This is a genomic window from Rhodopirellula baltica SH 1 (assembly GCF_000196115.1).
In the GTDB taxonomy this organism is placed as follows: domain Bacteria; phylum Planctomycetota; class Planctomycetia; order Pirellulales; family Pirellulaceae; genus Rhodopirellula; species Rhodopirellula baltica.
Genome location: NC_005027.1, coordinates 2,651,824 through 2,674,272, shown reverse-complemented (window position 1 = coordinate 2,674,272; position 22,449 = coordinate 2,651,824). Strand labels below are relative to the sequence as shown.

The following is a 22,449-nucleotide window of genomic DNA, read 5'->3' as shown; positions in this document are numbered from 1 at the left end:
CTCACGCGGTTGCCCACGTTCGCGATATGTACCCGTCGTTGCTTCGAACGAAGCATTGGCTCGGGGGCCAGGTGAGAACCGCACAGCATGTATGCCATGATCTGCAGGATGCCTCGGCTCTGGTTCATTGATCAGACGATCAGCATCGCGTCGCCGTAGCTGAAGAATCGGTATTCGTTCGCGATTGCTTCTTGATACGCTCGTCGGATCAATTCGTGACCGGCGAAAGCACTGACCAACACCAGCAGCGAGCTTTTGGGCAAGTGGAAATTGGTCATCAAGGCATCGACCACACCAAAGCGATAAGGCGGCTTGATAAAAATATCCGTTGCGCCGGTCCAGGTTGCAGCAACGCCTCGGCCGTTGGTTTCGTTGCGGTTGGCGACGCAGCTTTCCAGTACACGAACACTAGTCGTTCCGACGGCGACGCATCGACCGCCACCGCTGCGACGATCATTGATTGTTTCGACCGCATCTTCGTCAATGCGGCCCCATTCTTCGTGCATTTGATGTTGGTCGATGTCATCCACTTCGATAGGCCGGAACGTTCCAATGCCGACGTGCAAAGTGACCTCCGCAGATGCCGTTTGACCCTTGGCAATTTCATCGAGCAGTTGTTTGGTGAAGTGCAAACCAGCGGTGGGTGCCGCGACACTGCCTGCGTCTTCGGGATTGGTGCTAGCGAAAACCGTTTGGTAGTTCGTCACATCCGCATCGACCATGTGTCCATCGCGAATGTATGGCGGAATTGGAACTCGGCCGTACTTATCCAACCATTTGCCTGGCTCGATTGCTTGGGGTGGTCCTTCGAAGGATTCGTTGGGCACTGGCTGGACGAGCAAGTGACCTTGGTCGTCTCTTCCGATAACCATCAATTCGCCGCCGGCGCGGGCGTCGCGATCGTCCAGGGTGATCGTTTCACCGGTTTGGAGGGTGCCGCGAGTCTTGGTCAACAATTCCCAAACGCCCGTCGCTCGATCGGATCGCAAAAACAAACCCTGCCAGCGTCCGCCGGTTTTGGTTCGTCTGCCAAACAATCGTGCCGGGACGACTCGTGAATTATTCTTGACCATCACGTCTTCGGCACGAAGCAACTGTGGCAAATCGCGAACGTGGTGATGTTCAATCTCGCCGGACGCTCGATCGATCACCATCAGCCGAGCGTCGACTCGGTTTTGCAGAGGCTCCTGTGCGATCAGTTCGCGAGGCAGTTCGTAGTCGTAGAGGTCCAAAGATGGCATGCGGAAAGACGCGTACGAGCGGAGGAAAGTGTCGGAAAGAATTGATCGACCAGCATAGGGGCGTTCGGCGATCGTCGCGAGGACAGCTTGCCGGAACACCAAATCGGTTCGCCTGTTCGGCCTCGGTGTGAGAGGCGTTTCACCCAGGTTGGGGTTACGGCATATACAGCGACTTTGCGGGCGACGTTCGCGGTGGATGCGACAGATGAAGCTAATTTGCCGATCAAAAGGGTTGAACCGTCAAGTTTCATTCGGTGTCCACCGGTCTGCTCGCCATGGCGGAGAGCGAAAGTGATTAGCAAACTGTTCCGCAGTCGTCGAGCTTCGTCGCATCCCGCCAGCAGGACGATGCTGCTTTGTGCCGCGGTAATTGCCTTGGCTTGGAACCTCACATCAACTCTCGTTTTCGGGCAAGACACCGCGAACGTGTTGCTGGATTTGCAATCGCAGCTTGACGCCCAAAGGGCAGAGATCGAAGAGCTGCAAAAACGCGTCGAGTTGGCGGAAAGTCCTTTAGGATTGTTTGCCGATGCCGAGAGCGACGGATGCACGCCTGGCATGATTGAGCGTGTTGCGTTGGTCGCCGAACAGCAGTCGGAAGAAAGTTGTGATGGGAGCCTGGAAGCGACGGCATTTCGAACGCTCGATTATTACGTCGATTACGACCGCGGCTTTGTCGTTCGTCCGTTCGATCACAAGAAGCACTCGTTCGATTTGAGGTTCAATGGTTGGACGCAGTTTCGTCACCATGGCTTTGTGACTCAAAGTGACTCGTGGACCGACAACGCCGGGATCAACCGAATTAAATCTGATCGAAATGCATTTGATATTGAACGTGCACGTTTGACGATGCGCGGCCACGTGATCGATCCACGGTTGTCGTATTTCGTTCAAATCGACGGCGACACCGATGGAAGTCACATGCTCGACTTTTTTGATTACTTCTGGGCATGGAAGGCGTCGGACACCTTCCAGATTCAAATGGGCAAACGAAAGGTCTCCGCGAGCCGGCAATGGCTTCTTGGTGCTCGGCGCACGCGGTTTGCTGATCGACCAATGGCGAACGACTTCTTCCGTCCCGACCGAACGGTGGGGCTTTTCGGTATCGGAAAGTTTGCTGAGCACGGGCACTACCAAGTGATGGCTGGCAACGGATATCGAACGGCCAGCTTGCCCAATTCGGCAACCGACAACCGTATCACGTTTGCGGCAACGAGCTACATCGATCCCGCGGGGGATTTTGGGTCGCAAATTGTCGACTACGAAAAGACGCACACGGCACTTTGGCGAATTGGGCACTCGATGGTTTATTCGCCACAGGTCGGTCAGCAGTCCGGTGATCCCTACGACGAAACCAACTTTGTCCGGTTGTCCGATGGCACTCGTTTGACACAGGTCGGCGCAATCTCTCCGGGCGTGACGATTTCGGATTTCGATATCTGGTTTTACGGAGCGGACTTCGCTTGGAAGCGTCGAGGATGGAGTCTGACGAGCGAGATGTTTCTTCGCTGGATCACGGATATACGTGGTGACGGAGCTCTCGCGAAGAACCAGGTTTTTCAACACGGTTGCTACGTCGAGGGCGGCAAGTTCTTGATTGACAAGAAGTTGGATGTGAACCTGAGATTTTCGCGAGTCGATGGGGACTACGGTGCGGCCAACGAGTATGCGGTGGGCATGAACTGGTATCCGTTGTCCAAGCCAAGTTTGAAGGTCACGTTCGACATGACTCAGCTCGACGGAAGTCCGTTGCAGAACACGACCAGCGATATTCTGGTTGGCGACGAGGGAACCTTGTTCCGAACGCAGTTTCAGGCAGAATTCTGACACCGCGGCGGGAGGTCGCTCTGTTCCAACGCGTCGCCTCGACGAATCGCGTTGGAATCGCCATAACAGTGGCCGTTGCGAAAACCGCTGGATCATGGCGGTTCGACTCCCACCTTTCTTTCCCCATTCTTTCAGGCAACTCGATGGAAGCCGGAATCGTCGGCTTGCCCAATGTCGGCAAAAGCACCCTCTTCAACGCTCTGACGTCCAGCGTCGCGGCTCAAAGTGCCAACTATCCGTTTTGCACGATCGAGCCCAACGAAGGGATCGTCAGCGTGCCCGATTCGCGATTGAATCGGATCACCGACTTCATCAAGCCTAAGAAGGTGATTCCTTCGGCGTTGAAGTTGGTTGATATCGCCGGCATCGTGAAAGGTGCGGCCGAAGGTGAAGGTTTGGGCAACAAGTTTCTCAGTCACATCCGACAAGTCGACGCAATCATGCAGGTGGTTCGTTGCTTTGAGGATCCCGACGTGATTCACGTGAGCGGCCAAGTCAACCCGATCGCCGACATCGACACGATCGAAACCGAGCTGGTTTTGGCTGATATGCAAACGCTCGAAAACGCATTGGGTAAGGCTCAACGGACCGCTCGCAGCGGCGACAAGGAAGCCAAGCTTCGCGTCGCGGCAATTGAGAAGTGCAACGCACACTTGGAAAACGAGCAACCGTTGCGGACTTTGGAATTGCCCGAGGCCGAGCAGGTCGCGATCAGCAGCTATGGCTTGATGACCGCGAAACCAATCCTGTACATCGCCAATGTTGACGAAAACGACCTCAACGGCGAGCACGAATTGGTTGACAAAGTTCGCGAGCATGCGGCGAAGACCGGAGCTTCGGTGGCCTGCGTTTGTGCGAAGCTCGAATCAGAAATTGCCGAACTGGACGAAGAAGATCGAGCAGAAATGTTGGCGGACGTGGGCTTGGAAGAACCATCGCTGAACATCATCGCTCGCGAAGCCTACCGAACACTTGGTTTGCAAAGCTTTTTCACAGCCGGCGAAACAGAGGTCCGTGCGTGGCCGGTTCGAATCGGAGCGACTGCTCCCCAAGCCGCCGGGGTGATTCACAGCGATTTCGAGCGTGGTTTCATCCGCGCCGAAATCTACCAGTTGCCGGAGCTGGAAGAATACAAAACAGAGAAAGACATTCGACAAGCCGGTAAACTTCGTGTGGAAGGAAAGTCCTACGTGATGCAAGACGGTGACATCTGTCACTTCTTGTTCAACGTTTGATCGTCATTCCAGCACGCATTTGATCTTCGGTTTGATATTCAGGCACCGATTCGTTTTGGTGCCCATTTGCTGATAGCCCGTGCTCCCACCGCCATCCCTCCTACTGACGGTTCTATGAACAAAATGTTGATTCCAATTCTCTTCGCTATCGGCACAGCGTTGTTTTGGGGCTGCTATGGCCCGACCATCGGCAACGCTCAGGCGCCCCGCATCAACGGTGCACCGTTGTGGTCGCCGTTCAAACCTTACGTCTTCATTGGGATTGCTTACCTGGTGATCGCGATTCTTGGTGGTTTGGCCATGATGGGCGTCAAAGGAGACTCGTTCAATTTTTCGGGCGAGCACTTTGCGACCGTCAAATGGGGTTTCTTGGCTGGTTGTCTGGGGGCCTTTGGGGCACTCTGTTTGACCACCGCAATGATGACCAGCAAAGGCAACGCGTTATTGGTCATGCCGATCGTTTTTGGCGGTGCGGTGTCGGTGACGGCCCTGGTTTCCGTTCTTCGGCTGGGTGGGCATGTGCAAATCAGTCCTGTGCTTTGGGTTGGTATGGCGCTGACCGTCGTCGGCGTTGTGATCGTGGCGATGAACACGCCTCACGGTCATGCACCGACGAAGCCTGCGACCGATGCCACTGAATCAGCCGAACCGCATGCCGCGGTACCGGTCGAAACCGAAGACACGCAAGCGTCCTGATTAACAGAACGAACGAACACAGCGAAATGACTTCTCCTAGTGATCCACTCACGGTTATCCGAGCCATCGATGCGGAGCTGACTCACGTTTGGATGGTCCGCACTTTCCTCAAGCATGCCGATGAATCGGAAGAGGATGAGGATTTGAGGGAAGTCGTTCGAGACTTGTACGACTTCATTTTGGCTGTTGGGCCGGTGACGGACGAAACCGACACGGCCGTTTACATGAAAATGGCCAAGAAGAAATTGCGGCGGCTCCGAGGAGCCACGGAGCTGTACGAGGCGATCCAACCGGAAGTCAGCGGGCACACCAATTTCGCGATGGCGGCGAAGTCGTTGCGTTTGGCGGTCAATCGGATCATTGCTTTGGTTCAACCGCCGCAATAATTCGCCTGTCTTTCCTAGAGTCCGAGGCAGCGGAACCGGTCAGATGGTCCTGCGGCACTCCCCATCGTCGGCCCGTTAAACGGCCGACGCGACCTCAGAATGGTGAGATCCCTCCGACCCGCCAAGAAACCCCGTCAAATCGGCGGGAAAGGGGGCGGACGCACACTCGGGGGACTGGAAGAAAATGGATTCGACAGCGATAACAGGACACCACGTCGAAGGTATCCCATTTTTTCCGCGACTCCCATTGTGCATTGATGAGCTCACCTGCCAAAGCTGCCAAACTCGCTCTCGAAGACGGCACCGTCTACACCGGAACCAGCCTCGGAGCAGAAGGCGAAACGACCGGCGAAGTCGTCTTCAACACCTCGATGACTGGGTACCAGGAAATCCTGACCGACCCCAGCTATCGCGGTCAATTGGTGACGATGACTTATCCCGAAATGGGCAATTACGGGATCAACTCAATCGACCTCGAAAATCGCGGCACTTCGCTGGCGGGATTCATCATCCGCAACGAGAGTCGCATGCACAGCAACTACCGATCGGAAGGTTCGCTGAGCGACTATCTGAATTCGCAGGGTGTTGTTGGAATCGCCGGCATCGACACGCGTGCCCTCGTGCGACGAATCCGCAGCGAAGGCGCCATGCGAGGCGTTCTGTCGACGACCGATTTGGATGACGCATCTTTGGTGGCCAAAGCCAAAGCTTCACCGGGTTTGGTCGGGCGTGATTTGGTACAGGAGGTCATGCCGACTCAATTGGAAAAGTGGACCAACGAACTGGATGACTGGACCATCCGAGAAATTCGCGAAGCAGCCAAAGACGCGTCGATCGGCGACGATAGCCGACCGCACGTCGTCTGCATGGACTTCGGCATGAAGTGGAACATTCCGCGGCACCTGCGTTCACGCGGCAACCGAGTCACGATCGTTCCTGGAAATGCATCCGCCGATGACATCTTGAAGATGGATCCCGACGGTGTGTTCTTGTCCAATGGACCCGGCGACCCCGAACCATTGACCTACGCTCACAAAGCGATTGGTGAATTGCTCGGCCAAGTCCCCGTGTTTGGAATTTGTCTCGGTCACCAACTGCTGTCCGTCGCCTGCGGTGCCAAAACCTTCAAACTGAAATTCGGTCACCGTGGAGCCAACCAACCCGTTCTCGATTTGGAAACGGGCAAGGTTGAAATCACCAGCCAAAACCACGGCTTCGCGGTCGATGATCAAGGTTTGCCAGATTGCTTGGAAGTCACGCACCGCAATTTGAACGATGACACGATCGCAGGTGTTCGTCACAAAGACACCGGAGCGTTTGCTGTTCAATATCACCCCGAAGCTGCGGCCGGTCCTCACGACAGCCACTACTTATTCTCACGATTCCAGGAACAACTGAACGAGAAGTGCGGGGTGACCGCATGAGCAAAGCCCCCAGGACAGCCATCAGCCCAACTCGCGAAGAGAATTATCCCGAGTGGTATCAACAAGTCATTCGGGCAGCCGACCTCGCTGAGAACTCGCCGGTTCGCGGTTGCATGGTGATCAAACCGTGGGGCTACCAGCTTTGGGAAAACGTCCAGCGTGCTTTGGATGACATGTTCAAAGCAACCGGCCACCAAAACGCTTACTTCCCATTGTTTATCCCGATGAGCTTCCTCGAGAAGGAAGCCGAACACGTCGAGGGATTTGCGAAAGAGTGCGCGGTCGTCACTCACCACCGTCTTGAACCAGATCCTGATGGCGGGTTGCGGCCTGCGGGCAAGCTCGAAGAACCATTGATCGTTCGACCAACTAGCGAAACGATCATTGGTGCAACCTACGCGAAGTGGGTGCAGAGTTACCGTGATTTGCCAATTCTGATCAACCAATGGGCCAACGTTGTGCGTTGGGAAATGCGGACGCGAATGTTTTTGCGCACCGCGGAATTTCTTTGGCAGGAAGGCCACACCGTCCACGCGACTTCGGAAGAAGCGGTCGAAGAAACCGAGAAGATGGTCGAGGTCTACCGAGACTTTGCTGAGAACTGGATGGCGATGCCAGTCATCGTCGGTAGCAAGACTCCGCTGGAACGTTTCCCCGGCGCCGTTGAGACGTTGTCGATCGAAGCCATGATGCAAGATCGCAAGGCCTTGCAAGCGGGGACGAGCCACTTCCTGGGTCAGAACTTTTCAAAAGCGCAGGAAATCAAATTTCAAAGTGAGTCCGGCGACATCGAGTTTGCTTGGACAACCTCTTGGGGCGTCAGCACTCGTTTGATCGGTGCTTTGATTATGACGCACAGCGACGATGATGGGTTGGTTTTGCCACCGCGTTTGGCACCAACGCATGTCGTCATTCAACCAATCTACAAAGACGATTCGCGAGCGGAGGTGATGGAATACGTTCAATCACTCCGCGACGAATTGGCGGCTCAAACCTACGCGAATGCACCTGTCCGGGTAACCATCGACGACCGCGACATTCGCGGCGGCGAAAAGAAGTGGTACCACGTCAAACGAGGCGTGCCGATTCGATTGGAAGTTGGACCGAAGGACATCGCCGCGGGCACGGTTTTCTGCGGCATTCGCAACCAACCCAAAAGTGTCGGCATCGACCGAGCGGAATTGGTCGCAACGATCGGCGAGAAACTGGCAACGTTGCAGCAGGAGTTGTTCGACGCCGCTTTGAAGATGCGGGAAGACAACACAGTCGAGCTGACATCCGAAGCTGAGTTTCGCGACTTCTTTGCTGACAAAGGCGACACCGCAATCACCGGCGGGTTCGCTTGGTGTCACTACTGCGATGAAGACTCTTTGCAGCCGTTGTTGAAAGAGTTGAAGGTGACGATACGTTGCGTTCCGCGATCGGACAACGCGACCGAAGGCACCTGCTTCTTGACTGGCAAACCCGCAGCTCAACGAGCCATTTTCGCGAAAGCGTATTGACGCTCTCGCGATGACGCGTTGATTGTCAATTTGGTTGAGCTGATTAGGCGATCACACTGCGTTTCCGCCGACGCATCAGCCACTCAAACGTCATCCATGCCAATCCGCAAAGTGTGGCCGCGCCCATCAAGCCGGCCGGCCAAGATCCTATGCGTACATACAGGCTGATTCGCGAGTCTCGCCTTGGCTGGGCATAGATCACATCGCTTTGTCCTTTTGCCAATCGCTCGACCACTCGACCGGCCGAATCAATCCACACGGTTGGGCCACCGTTGGCGGCGGACAAGATTGGACGCCGACATCCAACCGCAACTAATTGTGCGCATCGCAAATGGTGATCCACGACCGCGGAATCGTGGAACCAAACGTCGTTGGTCAACGTCACGATTGCGTCAGGCAGTTTTGGGTTGGCTCGTGAATTCAGTTGGTGCATGTGATTGACAGGAATTCGTTCCACCGCCGTTTCGATGCACAAATTTGGCATTAACGAAATCCCATCCAAGTCAAAGCGTTCCGGTTGGGTTCCTCGATCCAATCCAAGTCCCGGAGGGACAATGTCGCGGATCCAGGGCAAGCTGTGCACCAATGGGATGGTTTCTCCGAATAGGACGAGGTGATTCTTCGAGTAGGTGCCGGACATGTTTCCGGTCGCATTCACCCAAACCACGCCGCTGTATTGGCTGGGGCGATCCGCGTACTGGACCAATCCACAGCCGCCAATGATTGCCGGTGGCGCCTCGGTTGGCACGGTCGAACTGGCCCTCATCGCTCGCTGAATACTGTTCGCGCGATCCAAGAAGTCGTTCTGCTTGCTTTCCACTGCGAAGCGAAGTTGTTCAGGCTGCAACGGCGCGGCTGCTGGGTTCTGCATGAAGTCAGGAACCACCAGATCGGCGCCGGTCGTCATCCAAGGCAATCCGCCTGAGAACATCGACTCGGGCCAAACAACTGCATCGATTCGTGTGTTCGATTTAGCGACCGCATCGATTGCCATTTGACCGTATGTCGCAAAAATCTCCTGTTCACGCACGATGTCTTGTTCATAGACCGTCAGTTCGTTGTCTCCCAAAAGTGCGATCGTTTTGCCGGTCGGTTCCGTCTCGGCATTCATCGACATTGCTCCGTAGACCATCGTGGCAATCAGTAAACCGCCTGCGGTCACCAATGACTTCATCGGGGAGTCAGAGACACTTGATGTCCGTTGAACGACCCATCGATTCAGTGCGTCGAACATTGCGACGTTGACGCAGACGATCACGAAGCTGACCGCATAGGTTCCGCCCAAGTCTGCGATTTGGATGAGCATTGGCATATCAGCCAGTGCGTGGCCGAGCATCAACACCGAGATCCCGGTGAAGAAGTAGTTCCGAATCCACTCCAAGCCAACCCAAACGACGGCGGCCACAAGACAAAGCGGTACTCGATCTCGCCGTGCTTGAGAGACATCACAGTTGTCTACCAATCGCAGTCGCCGGAGCAACGCGATAAAGAGAACGGGATAGATTGCCAGGTAGCCTGACAATGCAATCCAAGGCAAGAACATCAGCGGATGTGCGTAGCGGAGACCTTGAAGGCTGAGCAACCAATAGGCGAGCGAAGCGGCGTACAGGGGTCGCTTCCAAGAAGAGCTCGGCGAGACTTCCGCGATCGCCAGCAGTGGAACCAGTGCGATGAACACCAAGGGACCGATCGCGAATGGAGGTCCCGAGAGCCAAAGCACCACTGCGAATGCGGACGATGCCGCAGAAAGCCACCTCATCGAGGCGGGGTCGAGCGATGGCTGCTTGGTGGCGACTTCCGAAGCAGGAAGGTCGGAGACGGATTTGTTTTCGCTCAACGGAGGGGCTCACGTTCGCGGGATGATTGATATCCCCGTGAAATACCAGCCCAACCGCGGGCCGGCAACCCGTTTCACATTTCCCGACGCGTGTTAGGCCTTGGCGGCACCCGGCCAGAATCGTTTCCAACGGCTTTCGTTGTTGGCGTGGTCGTCCGCACCGGCGCCTTCTTCCGCAGTTACCCCGGTTTCTCGGTGCGTCAATCGATACGCAACATCCCGGAAAGCCTGGGTCAAGGCTGCCTTCGGGGCTTGCGTGATCAACGGCACACCGTTGTTGCGGACTTCGACCATCGTTCGATAGTCGTTGGGCAACAAAGCGAAGATCTCACGTCCGAGTGTTTCTTTCGCTTTCTTCAGGCTGATTTGTCCGGCGTCCAAACCAGCTCGGTTGACGATGATTTCAACTCGTTCGGCGAGGCCTTCGGTTTCATCGAAGCTCATCATCAAACGAACCACGTTGCGGAGACATGGCAGGTCCAATTGAGTGACCAGCAATACCTTCGACGCGGATTCGATGGCGATCATGTCGAGCGCGTTGTAGGTCTTTGAAAGGTCGACGATCAAATGCGTGAACGAGGCCTTCAGCAAACCGACAACTTTGCGAAGACTTTCGGTGTCGATGGCTTCCAGGTCATGCAGTTCAACTGGTCGCGGCAGCAAATACAGACCGCTGGAGTGTTTCGTGAGCGACTTCTTGAGCAGTTGAATGTCGAGTCGTCCGATGTTTTGAACGACGTCGGCGAGTGTGTAATCCGGAATAGCATCCAAGAAAACGTCGGCGTCACCGAGCGCTAAATCCAGATCCAACAGGGCAACACTGTTGCGGCTTTCTTCGGCCAACACGCAGCCCAGGTTCACCGCGGTGCTGGTCGTTCCCACACCACCGGTTGCTCCAGCGATCGCGATGACTTCGCATGAACGATTGCGTGCGTCTCCACCGCCGAACTTGGTTTGACTGATCCGACCGAGCGCCGAAGACAGTTCTTCTTCTACCAAAGGCAACGTCAGAAACTCACGTGCTCCAGCACGAATCGCCTGCAGGATCAATTGTCCATCGCTGACGGCACTGGTCGCGAGCAACGCCGTGTCGGGCGTTTCGCGAGTGATCCGCTCAATCAGTTTGATTGCGGCGGTGGAATCGGTGTCCAGCGAGATGACCCCGACATCGGGAGTCGTTTGATCGACGATGTCAGGAAAGAACTCGTAGCGTGAGCAGTCCGCTTCCAGCCAAACGGTGTCCATCCCCAAAAGCATCGCTTTCAGTGTTTCGCGGGACGAGTCGTTTGGATCGACCAAGGCCAATCGTAGGACGTTACTCATAACAGGCAGCTTCGATAGACGGAGAAAGGTTTCATAGGGGACAGCCCGCTTGTCAGGCGGGCGACATGGTGGGGCGTATCGAGTTCACTCAGGCGATCATCTGTAGTCCGGTTGGCTGACGATCACACCTTCGGCAACCTTCGTTGGTTGTGGACCAGGGACGATTGCATTCGGTGGAAGCAACTCGCCAGCACCGAAACGATTGTTTGCGGGTGACGCGGTGTTGCGTGCAGTCCGCTGCGGGTAGTAGCCAGACGGATTTGGCATCGCTCGCTGCGGCATGTTTCGCGAAGCTTGCGGGGTCGACATGCTTGGATCGACAATCTCACCTTGCGGGTAAATGAGCTCTGGGGCACCGTTCTGCGAATCTTGGTAGATCGGTGCTTGGTGCATCATCGGACCAGGTTCGATTGGTCCTCCGCGGAAGCCGCCGCTGATGCCAGGTTGCAAGTTTTCGTTGTCGCAATCGTTGGCTTTCAAGTTCGGCACTTCGATGTGACCATAAAGGTAGAACTCTTTATCGTCAGGTGAGTGCGAGTTCATGCCAGGGCCACCACGAGGGACTTCGTGTGGATCCATGGCTTCCACCAATTCTGGAGTGACCAGGATCAGCAATTCGATCTCGTTTCGACGTTCCTGCATTTTGCGGAACAATGTCCCGACGTAAGGCAAGCTTCCGAAGAATGGTGTTCGGGATGTCGTTGATTCGGTGCGGCTTTGCAACAAACCAGCCAAAGCGAACGTTTGTCCCGCTTGCATTTCGACGGCCGTTTCAACGTATCGCGTCGTAAACGCGGTCACATTGGTACCGTTGACCGTGACGGCTCGCGAAGGATCGGGCTCACTAACTTCTGGTCGCACTTCCAGTCGAATACGACCGGGGCCAACGACGAACGGCAAGAAGTCGATGCTTGTTCCGTAATCTTCGTAGGTGATTTGAACTTGGCCGTTCTGCCCGGGAACAATCGTCGGGATTCGACCACCAACGGTGAATCGTGCGGGGCGTCCGTGGGTGGCGACGACAGTCGGTTCCGCTAACAGCTTGGTCAAACGCTGTTCGTGCAACGCGTTGATGAGCGTCTCGAAATTTCCGTTGACATTGAATCGCAGATTCGTATCACCAAGTGGAATGGGGCCAAAGCCAGCGTCACCTTCGACGATACCGGCACCAACATCGAGGACTCCACTAGGGCCGTTTAGCAATGTGAAGTTATCGTCAAGAATTGCCAAGTCGACGCCGAGTTCACGGAGCTTCGTACGGCTGACCTCCATGATCTTGGTGTGCAACAAGACTTGTTGGATGCCGACGACTTGGATGTTGTTGATGACCGTCGTGTAAAATTGTTCGGTGATCGCGACCGCTTTGTCCACGTCGTCAACACTGGTTACATATCCAGAAATGATCGCCGACTCGCCGATGGGCGTGACTCGAAGCGATGCCAGCGGCAGCTGCGAGTTCAAAATGCCTTCGACTTCACGAGCGTCGGCGACGACGGTGACGTCAATGGTGTAAAGCTTGTCTTCGGTGTCCCAAAGGTTGATCTGAGTGGTACCCGGGGTTTTGCCGAAGACCTGGATTTGGTTTTCAGATACCGGGGTCGCACCCAGGACTTCCTCGTTGTGAACTTGGAATCGTGGAATGCGTTCGCCGAGCGAGAGGATGCGACTGCTCTTCACGATCAAGTCCATCCGCTCAACGGTTTGGTTGATCTGGTGATCGCCTGCGGCAGAAGCAAGCGTCGTCGCGGACTGCGCCATCACCGGTTGAGAAACCGAAAGCATCGCCAATCCAAATGCGGTGGCGAGCAGACAGCGGACCGATAGGTCGCGACGGATAAGAAAAGTGCACACTCGCATCTGAGGCATCCTTGCCGGGGCGGGTCGAGTTATTCATTCATCTCCGCGAGAATTCATCCATGAACTCTCGGCGATCAGTCCGTCGATTAAGCGGCGGGCTGGGCGGCGATTCGCTGGGGGCGAACTTGCCTTGGCATCAGTCGTGAATCTTGTTTTCGTCCGAGCCTTTAGCGGCTGGTCGGACCAAACTCATCGGACCTTGAATCATCCGCTTCGGAACGGTTCGGTGGTCCGCTGTTGTAGAACGGACTTTGCGATCCGTTCAGGTAGCTGTAATCGGTCGGTGCACTGGGTTCATCCAGTTCGTTCACGCTAGGGAGGGGATAATCTGCACCCGGACGAGTTCGCAGGTCGTTGTTGGTGTCTTCCAGTTCTTCACGACCTGATTCAGCCAAGACCTTCGGCACGCTGGATCCTTCTTCGATCCAGTATTCAGTCAGCACACCACCGGACATCTTCAACATCTTGAAGCCCCGTTTCTTCTCTTTCTTGGGTGCTTGAATGGAAGGTGTCGTCACTGGAACTTCGACGCGATTGTTGTCTTCTTCGCGTTGTGCTTGAGCGATCTGATAGTCGGACAGCCATCGCAAGAATTCTTGCCCGGCACCGCCATCGGTCTCGCCGTCCTTTGTTTCGTTGATGTCGCTCGGGTTACCCAGCGTCAGACGAATCTTGCCGAGTTCGCTGGCATAGGTCCAAGCGGGAGTGTCTTTTTTATGAATCAGCAGCGAGATCGACCGGGCCGGTTTGGCTTCGGCTTCCGAGTCAACTTCGCGTTCGGTGCGTCCGTCAACGGCGAAGACTCGAACGCCTGTTAAAACCGTTTTCGCGGTCGTCTCAGGAATCAATTCGCTTTTGACAAAGTAAGCCATCACGTCCACACGGTCGCCGGGGCGGACCAGGGTCGCAACGCTACTTTCAGGGTCGGCTCGCATCGACACGACGCTGAAACCGACAGGAATGGTTTGGGATGAACCGTTGGCATCGGCCATCAATTTGACCGGCATCACGGGTTCGCCTTCGTAGAAACGCTGGCGCGCAAATTTGCCTTCGACGTCTTCGAGTTTGCCACTCGCTCCGGTCGGAACACGATCGGCGGGCCATTGTTCGAGACGGATTTTGTCAGCGGTGATTTCTTCGGCGATATCAATGGTTTTCGCAGTGACGAAAATCTCGACCGTTGCTACCGAACTCTGACCCGTCGATTGAGCTTGCATCCATTGGCTAACGCCGATCGCGGCGATCGTGCCGCAAACGCAGGCCAAGATGAGGAAGACTGATTTGTTTCGCATGGCAATCGAGTGGGTAACCAGAGGTGACAGACTGCTCGCGTTGAATTCGATCGATGACCGACCGCCCGCAATGGAAGCGTCACTCACGGTATCGGGTGTGAGTCTTCAAGAGCTAAACACACTTGGGGCAACCGAGTCCCTTTGCGCAATCGCTACAGATTGCCAAACGAACTTTTTGCTTCGAATTTCCAACGCTAGAAGGAAAAACCCCGGGAAATGGGGTGCAAATGATGACAGGCCGCATGGGGGTACCATGCGGCCCTCGATCTTCAATTTGAATCAGACCAATTGGCCCGTCGCGGCGAAGTAGATAATTGTGCCGATGGCCATTGGAATTCCGTATGGCAACAGGTACATGGTCGGTTTTCGCTCTCGAGCAATCGCGGCGAGTTGCTCAGGTTTCCGAATCGTTCGCCATTCATCCATGATTTTCCAGAATTGAGCATAGTGTTTCACCCATGCTCCGCTCTTCCAGATCATGAAGGCTGCCATGATTCCGCCGACGATGGCGGTCGCAGCAAACGCTTTCAACGTGATCATGGTACCGCACCAGGCTCCGATGCCCGCAAGCAGTTTCACGTCGCCTGCACCCATTCCGCCTACGTTGCGAAGTGGCAACAGAAGCATCATGCCGACGAAAGTGCCGAGCAAGCTGTATCCCAGTTCGGGAAAACCGCCCTGGATGAAACAGTGTGCCCATCCGCAAATTATGAACGGGAAAGTCAACCAGTTAGGGACTTTCAAAATCATGCCGTCGATGACGGCAGCAACGATAAGGACAACCGTCACGAACCAGATGGTCCAGTTTTCGGTGATGCCTTGAAGGAGAGTGTCCATGGTGATTTCCCCGTGTTTCTTCGGCCGAGTCGTCCGTGAAACGAGTCGTCCGTTGGTGGTTTCAAATTGGAAGGTGTGTGAGTTGGCGGTGAACGTCTGGTTGGTTTCCGGTTGAAACGGACGGATCAGCGAGGACCGATCATCCAGCTCAACATTGCGAACAGCAAAGTCACGCCACAGCAGGCCAATTGCCAGACATGGGCGGCAGCGTCAGCGGGAATTAGTGGGTAGTTCATTCGCTCGATGCCCGGGGGCAAACCTAAAAGGTGTGAAATGAGTGGTAGCGAAGACTTCCATTGAACTTTCAATGGCGGATTGTCTCATGGCGATCCAATGAGTCGTCGCAAAAGGGCTCCCCCACGGGCGATGCCGAAAGGCGGCGAGAGTGGTCTCGCCGCCATTCGGTATGTCGCCAAATTGACGGGATGGACCCGCCGGATCAGCACTTAGTTGGCAGCGATTGCAGCGCCAGCTTCGCCGAACTTCGCGTTGGCGTTGCTACCGATTGTGGTAACAGCACCGATGCAAACGACGATGATCAGAGCCAACAAGACGGCGTACTCAACAGCAGTTGGTCCGTCTTCTTCTTTCAGGAAAGCAACAACGTTTTCAGCAAACTTTTTCATATCTAACTCCAGACAAAAACGGGGGCCACGATTATGTCTCGTTAACCCGGCGACAAAGTGTCAGTCGATTCGATGTGAACCGACCCAGGTGACAACAGCCTTCGTCAATGGAAATCAAACTGACAAGCCTCGGTTCAAACTCAAACGTGTTTCACATCGAAACGACGTAGAGTTCTTTCCACGGCAACTCGGCTTTCCTGAAGCCAAGCCGAACGCAAACAATGCGATCGACCGACTCACGGACCCGTGGTTTTGCGTGCCGTCCTCTCGAACGGTTTGCCTTTGTCAGGGAACTTCGGCTGACCCAGTCGAGCAGTCCAAGGCAACACACCTTCGAATGCTCGACGTGGCAGTGAACCGCCGCATTTGGGCAATTCACTTTCTCACTACCGAACACTACGACAGAAAACGAAGGTGTCAAAAAAGATCGGTTGGCCGAACCTTAACGGCGAGGCAAGTTGCCGGGTTGCTCCGGTCGTAACGATTGGGCGGCCGGCCACGATTGTAAAAATGACAATTGGGCGCATGCACTTATAGAAGACCGTTGCCCCTCTGCGTGTTAGTTCGAAAACCCGAACCTGGCGGAGCTAATTTTTAGGCCATCCCGGCAGCGCGAACTTCTTTTCCGTATTGGATGTGTGTTCGCTGTAATGCCGATCCATTTGTTTCAGCAACGCCTTCAAAGTTGGCCAGCGACTGCCCGGCACTTTGTCGTCGACTGAGTATCCGTCTAGCAAATAGGCAAACCGACGCGAAAAGTCGCTGACGCGTTGCATCTGGCGAGCTTCTTCGGCCCCATCCCAGTCTGCATTGGCGAATTCATAGTCGGGTGGCATCTGGGCAGGATTCAAATCCATCACTGGAATGGAAGCGTCAGCCTCGTGGTACATCTGAGAGAAGAAAAGCAACTGACGCCCCATCATGTGTTCGACATTCCATCGTGGGGTATGGGTTCCGTTGGCCGGTTTAAAATTCATTTGAGCTGTCGTCAGCTCGGCGAAGACTGCTTGCGACTCAGCACAGGACTTTTCCATCGCGGCGAAGAGTTTGTTCATCCCTTCGGGCATCTGCCAGGGTTTCGGAGAGACGTTCCACCAAACAACAACCGGTTCGGTTGCCGAGTCAGTCGAATTCGATGAAATGGCAACCGTGTTGTGGTCCTGATTTGCGACTTTGACCGAGTCGGGCGATCCCGATGAAGCGGAAATCCAGTTCCGAACGGTCACCGGCATCGGGCGTCCTTCTACGACAAAACGTTGAAGGTCTGATCCAATGACTGCATCAATGTTCTGAATTGATGCCAGCGTCTCGGTAGTGCAACCTGGGCCAGCGACAACGAGGTCAATGCCATCCAATTGAACATGAACCGCGTCTCCACCCAAATGGCTCACTTGAATGTCGTTTGGTGTGACACTGACTGAATCGGTTTTCGTTTCTTCCCGAGATACTTGCTGCCATGTCACTTCTTCTTCGTTGGCTGGCCTGCTGAGTAGGTAGCTACCGGACTCACCAACCGTCACCGTCGCGTCAGCATTTGGGATTGTGGACGCTTTCTCATCTGACAGATCTTCGGTGTTCTTTGTTTCACCTTTGATTGCAACACTCAAACCCCAGTGCGATTCAATCGTTACAGTTCCCCCAGGCCAAACGCGAACCGCAACCGGATCACCCTCGGCGGCTCGGGCGGGAGCACTGATCAATGACGTCAGGAGTGCCGCACCAAAGAGTGATGTGGCAGTTCCCTTCCATAAACAGATTGAATTCATCGCGATGGCCTATCAGTTTGCCACGCAGCGCGAGGCGGCATGGTCGAATCGTGGAATGATCGTGAGAGGCTACTTTAACACGATCGCTTGCACACGTTTCCACTCAGTAATCGCCAATGAAACATCCAATTGCCGGGCGAGTTGATCACCACGCAATTTTTCCAGTTCCAAGCGAATCAGGTCATCCGAGCCAACGGGTTGTTGGTCCAGTTCGATCGCGGCCTTTGTTTCTGCCAACCGTTCCTCCGCCCATTGCAATTGACGATCAATCAGACCGAGACGAGCGTTCGCCAGCCGAACGTCAAGGACAGCTTGCAGTGTTTCGTTGCGAATCACATCCGACAACGATTCGCGAAGTAGTGAACATTGTTGACGTCGGCAACTCAAATCGCTCGTGTTCGCATCTGGCGAGAAACACGAAAAGAGTTTCTTTCCGGCAGCCGACGCGATGGCCAAACCGGCGCCCGGACTGAGGGCACCGATCAATTGTCGTGCCGAGGACAGATTGCAACTTCGCATGCCGGCGCACAGTTGTTTGACCGCTTTCAAATCATTGCGGTTGTCCAAAGCGGTTGCAACGCTGAAGCCCGCGTCGACCGATTCGATGGATTGCAATGAGTCGATTGCTACCGCGAGGGCGACTTCGGATTCGGGCTGACCGGTCCGTCGGGCCAATTCTTGTCGTAGTTTCTGCGTTGCGAACGTTTGTTGGACTTCCATGTCCTGCCAAACCAGTTTGGCTTGTTGCAGTTGCAAAACATTTCCATCGGTGACGCCCAATCGATCGGCTTCGTTTGCCAAGTCGATCAATCGGTTTTGCACCTCGATCCCTTGTCGAGCGATTTGCTTGCCGAGCTGTGCCGCAACCAATCGATCGTAGGCTTTGGCCGCATCTGCGGCGTCGTCCGAACGGCGACCCAACGCGATCTCGGCTAGGACGGACCGGATCAAGCGAAGTTGGCAGACGGCATCGTCATCATCACAATCGACTCCACATGCAACCGCCCGGGATTCTTGGTCGATCATGTTGGCTTCAGGTGAGTGCTGATACGCCCACTGCATGACCTGTTGTCGTGTGTAGCTGATCGACGAATCTGCTCCGATCGGCTCAGTAAGATTCTCGATGACAATCGTTTCAATTGACTGGGGGCCGTCGAGCTTGAGCGATGGCGTCTCTTTCGAGGTCGGAAACGCATCGCTCGAAGAAGCAATTGCCGGGGAATCTGCCAACGACCAATCCATGGCGGGATCGCCGGGTGATTGAGCGGAAAGGACCGCCATCATGGCCATGCCGAGAATCAACGGAAGGATCCAGCGGTGGGCCGGGGACCGAGCGGCTTGGATCGCGGGTTTCACGGCAGAAATCATCCCTGGAATGAACAGAGGCTCCCTTTCGTCCGTGAAAGAGTTTTGCAGTTTCCTCTATTCAGGTGTGTTCGGTCGGATTCTGCGCCCAAAACCAGCCGAGGTTCCCACCACTGCATTGGCGGGATTGCACCGGTTTGGACGAAAAAAACCGATGGTCCGGTCGAGACGATCTTTCGCTAGACTGCGTCCTTCGCAAAATACCCCGATTTTCCAACATCATGAAATCATCGACCGAATCGAAGTCCGGCAAGGACGGTACCGTGTCGGAGGCCCAGGCGGCTTTTGATGCATTGACGATTCCGCAACAAAGAGCAGCCGTCTTCCGATTGCAGGGCGGACGCGAAACCGTGGAAGCCTTCGCGGTGGCGTTCATTTTGGCTTTGTTGTTCCGTGCTTTCATCGCAGAAGCCTTCGTTATTCCCACCGGATCGATGGCTCCAGCGTTGATGGGCGCCCACAAAGATGTCTTTTGCGACCAATGCGGGCAACAGTTCCCAATCGGAGCGAGTTTGGAAAATCGCACGCCCGCTCTGGAGAAGGCCGTCGTCGGTGGCATTTGCCCCAATTGTCGGCACGTGAACCCGTTGGATTTGGCAAACGATCCCGATCACCAGACCTTCAGCGGTGATCGGATTTTGGTCAGCAAATTCGCTTACACGTTGAAAGAACCCAAACGCTGGGACGTGATCGTCTTCAAGGTGCCGGTCAACCCAAAGCAGAACTACATCAAACGCCTGGTGGGATTGCCCGGCGAAACCATTTCGATTCGATACGGTGACGTCTACGCGAGCCAAAACGCGGACGAGGCGTCGGCGGGGATCGGCGAGATCCAACGCAAGTCACCTGAGAAGTTGATGGCGATGAGCCATTTGGTTTACGACAGCGAGCACCAGGCACAGGCATTGATCGAGGCGGGGTATCCATCGCGATTGCAGCCTTGGACACCGGGTGGCGATTCTGTTCCGAAGGATTCTTGGTCGGTCGACCAGTCCACCGAAGGTCTCACCGCAACAGTGCAGGCTGCCGAGGGACAAACCCAGTGGCTTCGTTACTACCACCACTTTCCAAATCAAGAACAGTGGGACGCAGCGATTGCCGGACAGTCGTTGGCGGAAGTGGACCCACACAGTGGGCGCCTCGTGACCGACTTCTACGCCTACGATGCGTATTTGAATGTGGATTCCGATCGTGTCTATGACCAGAAACCGAGTCCGGTAAACGTTTCGCGTATGAAACGTCTTCTTGGTCAATCCCGATCCGATGGCGTTTTCCGAATGGATTACAAATCCGGTGGTGATTTGTCTCAGTTTCGCGGCACAGTGAATTTCGGCGGTTCCTTCCATGGTGCCGATGGGGTGCACTGGGTTGGCGATTTGATCGTTTCCAAAAGTATCGAAACCTCAGCGGATGCGGAGCGGTTGACGTTTGAGATTGTCGAAGCCGGCGTGCGGCATCTTTGTGAGATTGATTTGAAAACCGGTGAAGTAAAGCTGACGCTCGATGACGGAGACGTCCGCGCGTTTGATGGCGATGGAAATCTGCACCCTGTTGCGACAACATCCGTGCGTGCCGGTCAACAACACGATTTTCGGTTCAGCAACGCGGACAACGAACTGACGCTTTGGATCGATGACGAGGTTGTTGCGTTTCAATCACCAACCACTTTCGATTTCGATTCGATTGTCCCGGTCGCTGAGAATCAACCACGGTATGACGGGCCGGGCAATCCGCTGGACGCCGCACCGGTCGCCATCGGTGTGACCGGTGGATCCGCCACGCTGAATCATTTGGTGATTCATCGTGATAAGTACTATATCGCGGTCGATAGCAGAGACTATGACATGCTCGACTATGACATGGGTGCCCTGCGACGCTTCGTCGGTGCTGGATCGCAAACCGAAGAGATTGTTCGTGACATACAGTTGCTAATGGGCGAACCGACAATCTGGTCGGACTTTCCCGGTTGGCAAAATCGCCGCACGGTTTCGTTCCGTATGGAAGAGGACCAGTTCTTTCCGATGGGCGACAACAGTCCTGAAAGTTTGGATGCGCGGTGTTGGGCTGGCAATAAGACTCGGCTGGGCAATTACGCCAGTCCCGATAAAGACGCCTACAAATTCGCGGATGTTTCGTACGTCCCGCGAGACTTGTTGGTGGGCAAGGCTTTGCTGGTGTTCTGGCCGCACCCGTGGAAGTCGCCGTTGCCGTTTTGGCCCAACGTGGACCGGATGCAACGAATCAAGTGATTCACTGAAAGGAATCGAATCATGAGTGACGAATTTACACCGACATCCTTTCCCACCGAATCTGCGATGGGACACGGTGTCATGCCGCAATCGTCCGAACCGGTGCTCGAAGCAGTTGGTCTGCAAAAGACCTATGGTCGTCGCCGCGTCGTCGATGGCGTGAATTTGCACGTGGGCGAAGCGGAGATCGTTGGCTTGCTCGGGCCAAACGGTGCGGGAAAATCGACCAGCTTTCGAATGATATGCGGACTCGTTCAGCCCGACCAAGGTCGCGTGTACTTAGGCGGACAAGATGTCACCGATTGGCCGATGTTCCGGCGTGCTCGCGACGGTCAGATGGGGTACCTGCCTCAGGAACCGAGCGTTTTCAAAAAGCTGACGGTGGAACAGAATATCTCCGCGTTGTTCGAGTTGTTGGGCGTGGATCGCAAGCAACGCAAACAGCGAACCAACGAGTTGTTGGAAGAATTCAATATCACGCACATTCGAAAGAGCCGGGCGGCAGGTTTGTCCGGTGGCGAGCGCCGCCGGCTCGAGATCGCACGATGCCTCGTATCCAATCCACGGATCGTGATGCTTGATGAGCCGTTCGCGGGGATCGACCCGGTGACCGTGCAATCCATCCAAGGCGTTATCCAACAACTGCGTGACTCTGGGATCAGTGTGTTGATCACGGACCACGCGGCTCGCGAAATTTTGACGACGGTGGATCGCTGCTATGTGATCTACCAGGGTCAAGTGTTGATTGATGGCACACCCGATGAAGTCAAACGTCACCCCAAGGTTCGAGAAGAATACTTGGGTGACCTCGACGCTGCCGCTGGCACATCGGTCGATAGCGGTCAGGCAGCTTCCAATGCGCCTGCCGCGAATCAATTCCGAGTCGATCCGGCTCACCCACAACCACCACCTGCGTCACCCGCCACCGCAACACCGCGACGGCAAGTCCCTCGGCGTCGCGTGACCGACGTTTGACACCTACCTGA

At 55.2% G+C, this 22,449-nt stretch carries 17 protein-coding genes and 1 riboswitch; of the genes, 8 read left to right on the top strand and 9 right to left on the bottom strand.

From position 1 onward, the window contains the following. Positions 1–131: 131 nt before the first annotated feature. Positions 132–1,340 carry a tRNA preQ1(34) S-adenosylmethionine ribosyltransferase-isomerase QueA gene (gene queA / locus RB_RS10425; protein ID WP_011120320.1) on the bottom strand — a complete coding sequence of 403 codons (1,209 nt, stop codon included), beginning with the start codon at positions 1,338–1,340 and terminating at the stop codon, positions 132–134. Positions 1,341–1,532: 192 nt separating this feature from the next. Between queA and RB_RS10420 the strand changes: the two genes are divergently transcribed. The 6 genes from RB_RS10420 to proS all read left to right on the top strand — a co-directional run bounded on the left by RB_RS10420 (position 1,533) and on the right by proS (position 8,311). Beyond that, the gene (locus tag RB_RS10420; protein WP_231846385.1) at positions 1,533–3,068 is read left to right on the top strand and encodes a porin; all 1,536 of its coding nucleotides are present in this window, start codon (positions 1,533–1,535) and stop codon (positions 3,066–3,068) included. 143 nt (positions 3,069–3,211) lie between these two features. Then, positions 3,212–4,303 (top strand): redox-regulated ATPase YchF, encoded by a 1,092-nt coding sequence (gene ychF, locus RB_RS10415; protein ID WP_037200879.1) that lies wholly within the window; start codon positions 3,212–3,214, stop codon positions 4,301–4,303. Positions 4,304–4,417: 114 nt separating this feature from the next. Continuing rightward, complete coding sequence (locus RB_RS10410; protein ID WP_164921838.1) at positions 4,418–4,999, top strand: hypothetical protein; 582 nt, start codon at positions 4,418–4,420, stop codon at positions 4,997–4,999. A gap of 26 nt (positions 5,000–5,025) precedes the next feature. Next, on the top strand, positions 5,026–5,385 hold the full coding sequence (locus tag RB_RS10405; RefSeq protein WP_007325780.1) for a hypothetical protein: 360 nt from the start codon (positions 5,026–5,028) through the stop codon (positions 5,383–5,385). Between the two features lie 257 nt (positions 5,386–5,642). Next, positions 5,643–6,809 carry a glutamine-hydrolyzing carbamoyl-phosphate synthase small subunit gene (carA, locus tag RB_RS10400; RefSeq protein WP_164921837.1) on the top strand — a complete coding sequence of 389 codons (1,167 nt, stop codon included), beginning with the start codon at positions 5,643–5,645 and terminating at the stop codon, positions 6,807–6,809. Further along, the gene (proS, locus tag RB_RS10395) at positions 6,806–8,311 is read left to right on the top strand and encodes a proline--tRNA ligase (RefSeq protein WP_164921836.1); all 1,506 of its coding nucleotides are present in this window, start codon (positions 6,806–6,808) and stop codon (positions 8,309–8,311) included. The genes carA and proS overlap by 4 nt, the downstream gene beginning before the upstream one ends. A 43-nt stretch (positions 8,312–8,354) precedes the next feature. Here proS and lnt read toward each other — a convergent pair whose 3' ends face one another. From lnt to RB_RS10355, 8 genes are all read right to left on the bottom strand, one after another. After that, the gene (gene lnt, locus RB_RS10390; RefSeq protein WP_164921835.1) at positions 8,355–10,148 is read right to left on the bottom strand and encodes an apolipoprotein N-acyltransferase; all 1,794 of its coding nucleotides are present in this window, start codon (positions 10,146–10,148) and stop codon (positions 8,355–8,357) included. A gap of 93 nt (positions 10,149–10,241) precedes the next feature. Next, a complete protein-coding gene (locus RB_RS10385) occupies positions 10,242–11,471 on the bottom strand; it encodes an AAA family ATPase (protein WP_011120312.1) in 1,230 nt (409 codons plus the stop codon). Positions 11,472–11,567: 96 nt separating this feature from the next. Next, a complete protein-coding gene (locus RB_RS10380) occupies positions 11,568–13,328 on the bottom strand; it encodes a type II and III secretion system protein family protein (protein WP_231846384.1) in 1,761 nt (586 codons plus the stop codon). A gap of 167 nt (positions 13,329–13,495) precedes the next feature. Continuing rightward, positions 13,496–14,707 carry a Flp pilus assembly protein CpaB gene (cpaB, locus tag RB_RS10375; RefSeq protein ID WP_011120310.1) on the bottom strand — a complete coding sequence of 404 codons (1,212 nt, stop codon included), beginning with the start codon at positions 14,705–14,707 and terminating at the stop codon, positions 13,496–13,498. Positions 14,708–14,899: 192 nt separating this feature from the next. Beyond that, entirely contained in the window at positions 14,900–15,457 is a 558-nt protein-coding gene (locus RB_RS10370) for an A24 family peptidase (RefSeq protein WP_007326626.1), read from the bottom strand. A 446-nt stretch (positions 15,458–15,903) separates the two neighbouring features. Beyond that, the gene (locus RB_RS10365) at positions 15,904–16,083 is read right to left on the bottom strand and encodes a Flp family type IVb pilin (RefSeq protein ID WP_007326629.1); all 180 of its coding nucleotides are present in this window, start codon (positions 16,081–16,083) and stop codon (positions 15,904–15,906) included. A gap of 179 nt (positions 16,084–16,262) precedes the next feature. Next, positions 16,263–16,374: riboswitch (cyclic di-GMP riboswitch) on the bottom strand. A 296-nt stretch (positions 16,375–16,670) separates the two neighbouring features. Further along, positions 16,671–17,849 (bottom strand): DinB family protein, encoded by a 1,179-nt coding sequence (locus tag RB_RS10360; protein WP_011120306.1) that lies wholly within the window; start codon positions 17,847–17,849, stop codon positions 16,671–16,673. 69 nt (positions 17,850–17,918) lie between these two features. After that, a complete protein-coding gene (locus tag RB_RS10355) occupies positions 17,919–19,217 on the bottom strand; it encodes a hypothetical protein (protein WP_011120305.1) in 1,299 nt (432 codons plus the stop codon). A 62-nt stretch (positions 19,218–19,279) separates the two neighbouring features. Here RB_RS10355 and lepB point away from each other — a divergent pair, with 62 nt between their 5' ends. Beyond that, positions 19,280–21,463 carry a signal peptidase I gene (lepB, locus tag RB_RS10350; protein ID WP_011120304.1) on the top strand — a complete coding sequence of 728 codons (2,184 nt, stop codon included), beginning with the start codon at positions 19,280–19,282 and terminating at the stop codon, positions 21,461–21,463. 21 nt (positions 21,464–21,484) lie between these two features. Next, positions 21,485–22,438, top strand: coding sequence for an LPS export ABC transporter ATP-binding protein (gene lptB, locus RB_RS10345; RefSeq protein WP_011120303.1), 954 nt, complete (start codon positions 21,485–21,487; stop codon positions 22,436–22,438). The last annotated feature ends 11 nt before the right edge of the window (positions 22,439–22,449 follow it).

Coding starts and splice junctions, on each gene's coding strand:
- ychF (WP_037200879.1), top strand. CDS start 3,212: ATGGAAGCCGGAATCGTCGGCTTGCCCAATGTCGGCAAAAGCACCCTC.
- RB_RS10410 (WP_164921838.1), top strand. CDS start 4,418: ATGAACAAAATGTTGATTCCAATTCTCTTCGCTATCGGCACAGCGTTG.
- RB_RS10405 (WP_007325780.1), top strand. CDS start 5,026: ATGACTTCTCCTAGTGATCCACTCACGGTTATCCGAGCCATCGATGCG.
- carA (WP_164921837.1), top strand. CDS start 5,643: ATGAGCTCACCTGCCAAAGCTGCCAAACTCGCTCTCGAAGACGGCACC.
- proS (WP_164921836.1), top strand. CDS start 6,806: ATGAGCAAAGCCCCCAGGACAGCCATCAGCCCAACTCGCGAAGAGAAT.
- RB_RS10385 (WP_011120312.1), bottom strand. CDS start 11,471: ATGAGTAACGTCCTACGATTGGCCTTGGTCGATCCAAACGACTCGTCC.
- RB_RS10380 (WP_231846384.1), bottom strand. CDS start 13,328: ATGCGAGTGTGCACTTTTCTTATCCGTCGCGACCTATCGGTCCGCTGT.
- RB_RS10370 (WP_007326626.1), bottom strand. CDS start 15,457: ATGGACACTCTCCTTCAAGGCATCACCGAAAACTGGACCATCTGGTTC.
- RB_RS10365 (WP_007326629.1), bottom strand. CDS start 16,083: ATGAAAAAGTTTGCTGAAAACGTTGTTGCTTTCCTGAAAGAAGAAGAC.
- RB_RS10360 (WP_011120306.1), bottom strand. CDS start 17,849: ATGAATTCAATCTGTTTATGGAAGGGAACTGCCACATCACTCTTTGGT.
- RB_RS10355 (WP_011120305.1), bottom strand. CDS start 19,217: ATGATTTCTGCCGTGAAACCCGCGATCCAAGCCGCTCGGTCCCCGGCC.
- lptB (WP_011120303.1), top strand. CDS start 21,485: ATGAGTGACGAATTTACACCGACATCCTTTCCCACCGAATCTGCGATG.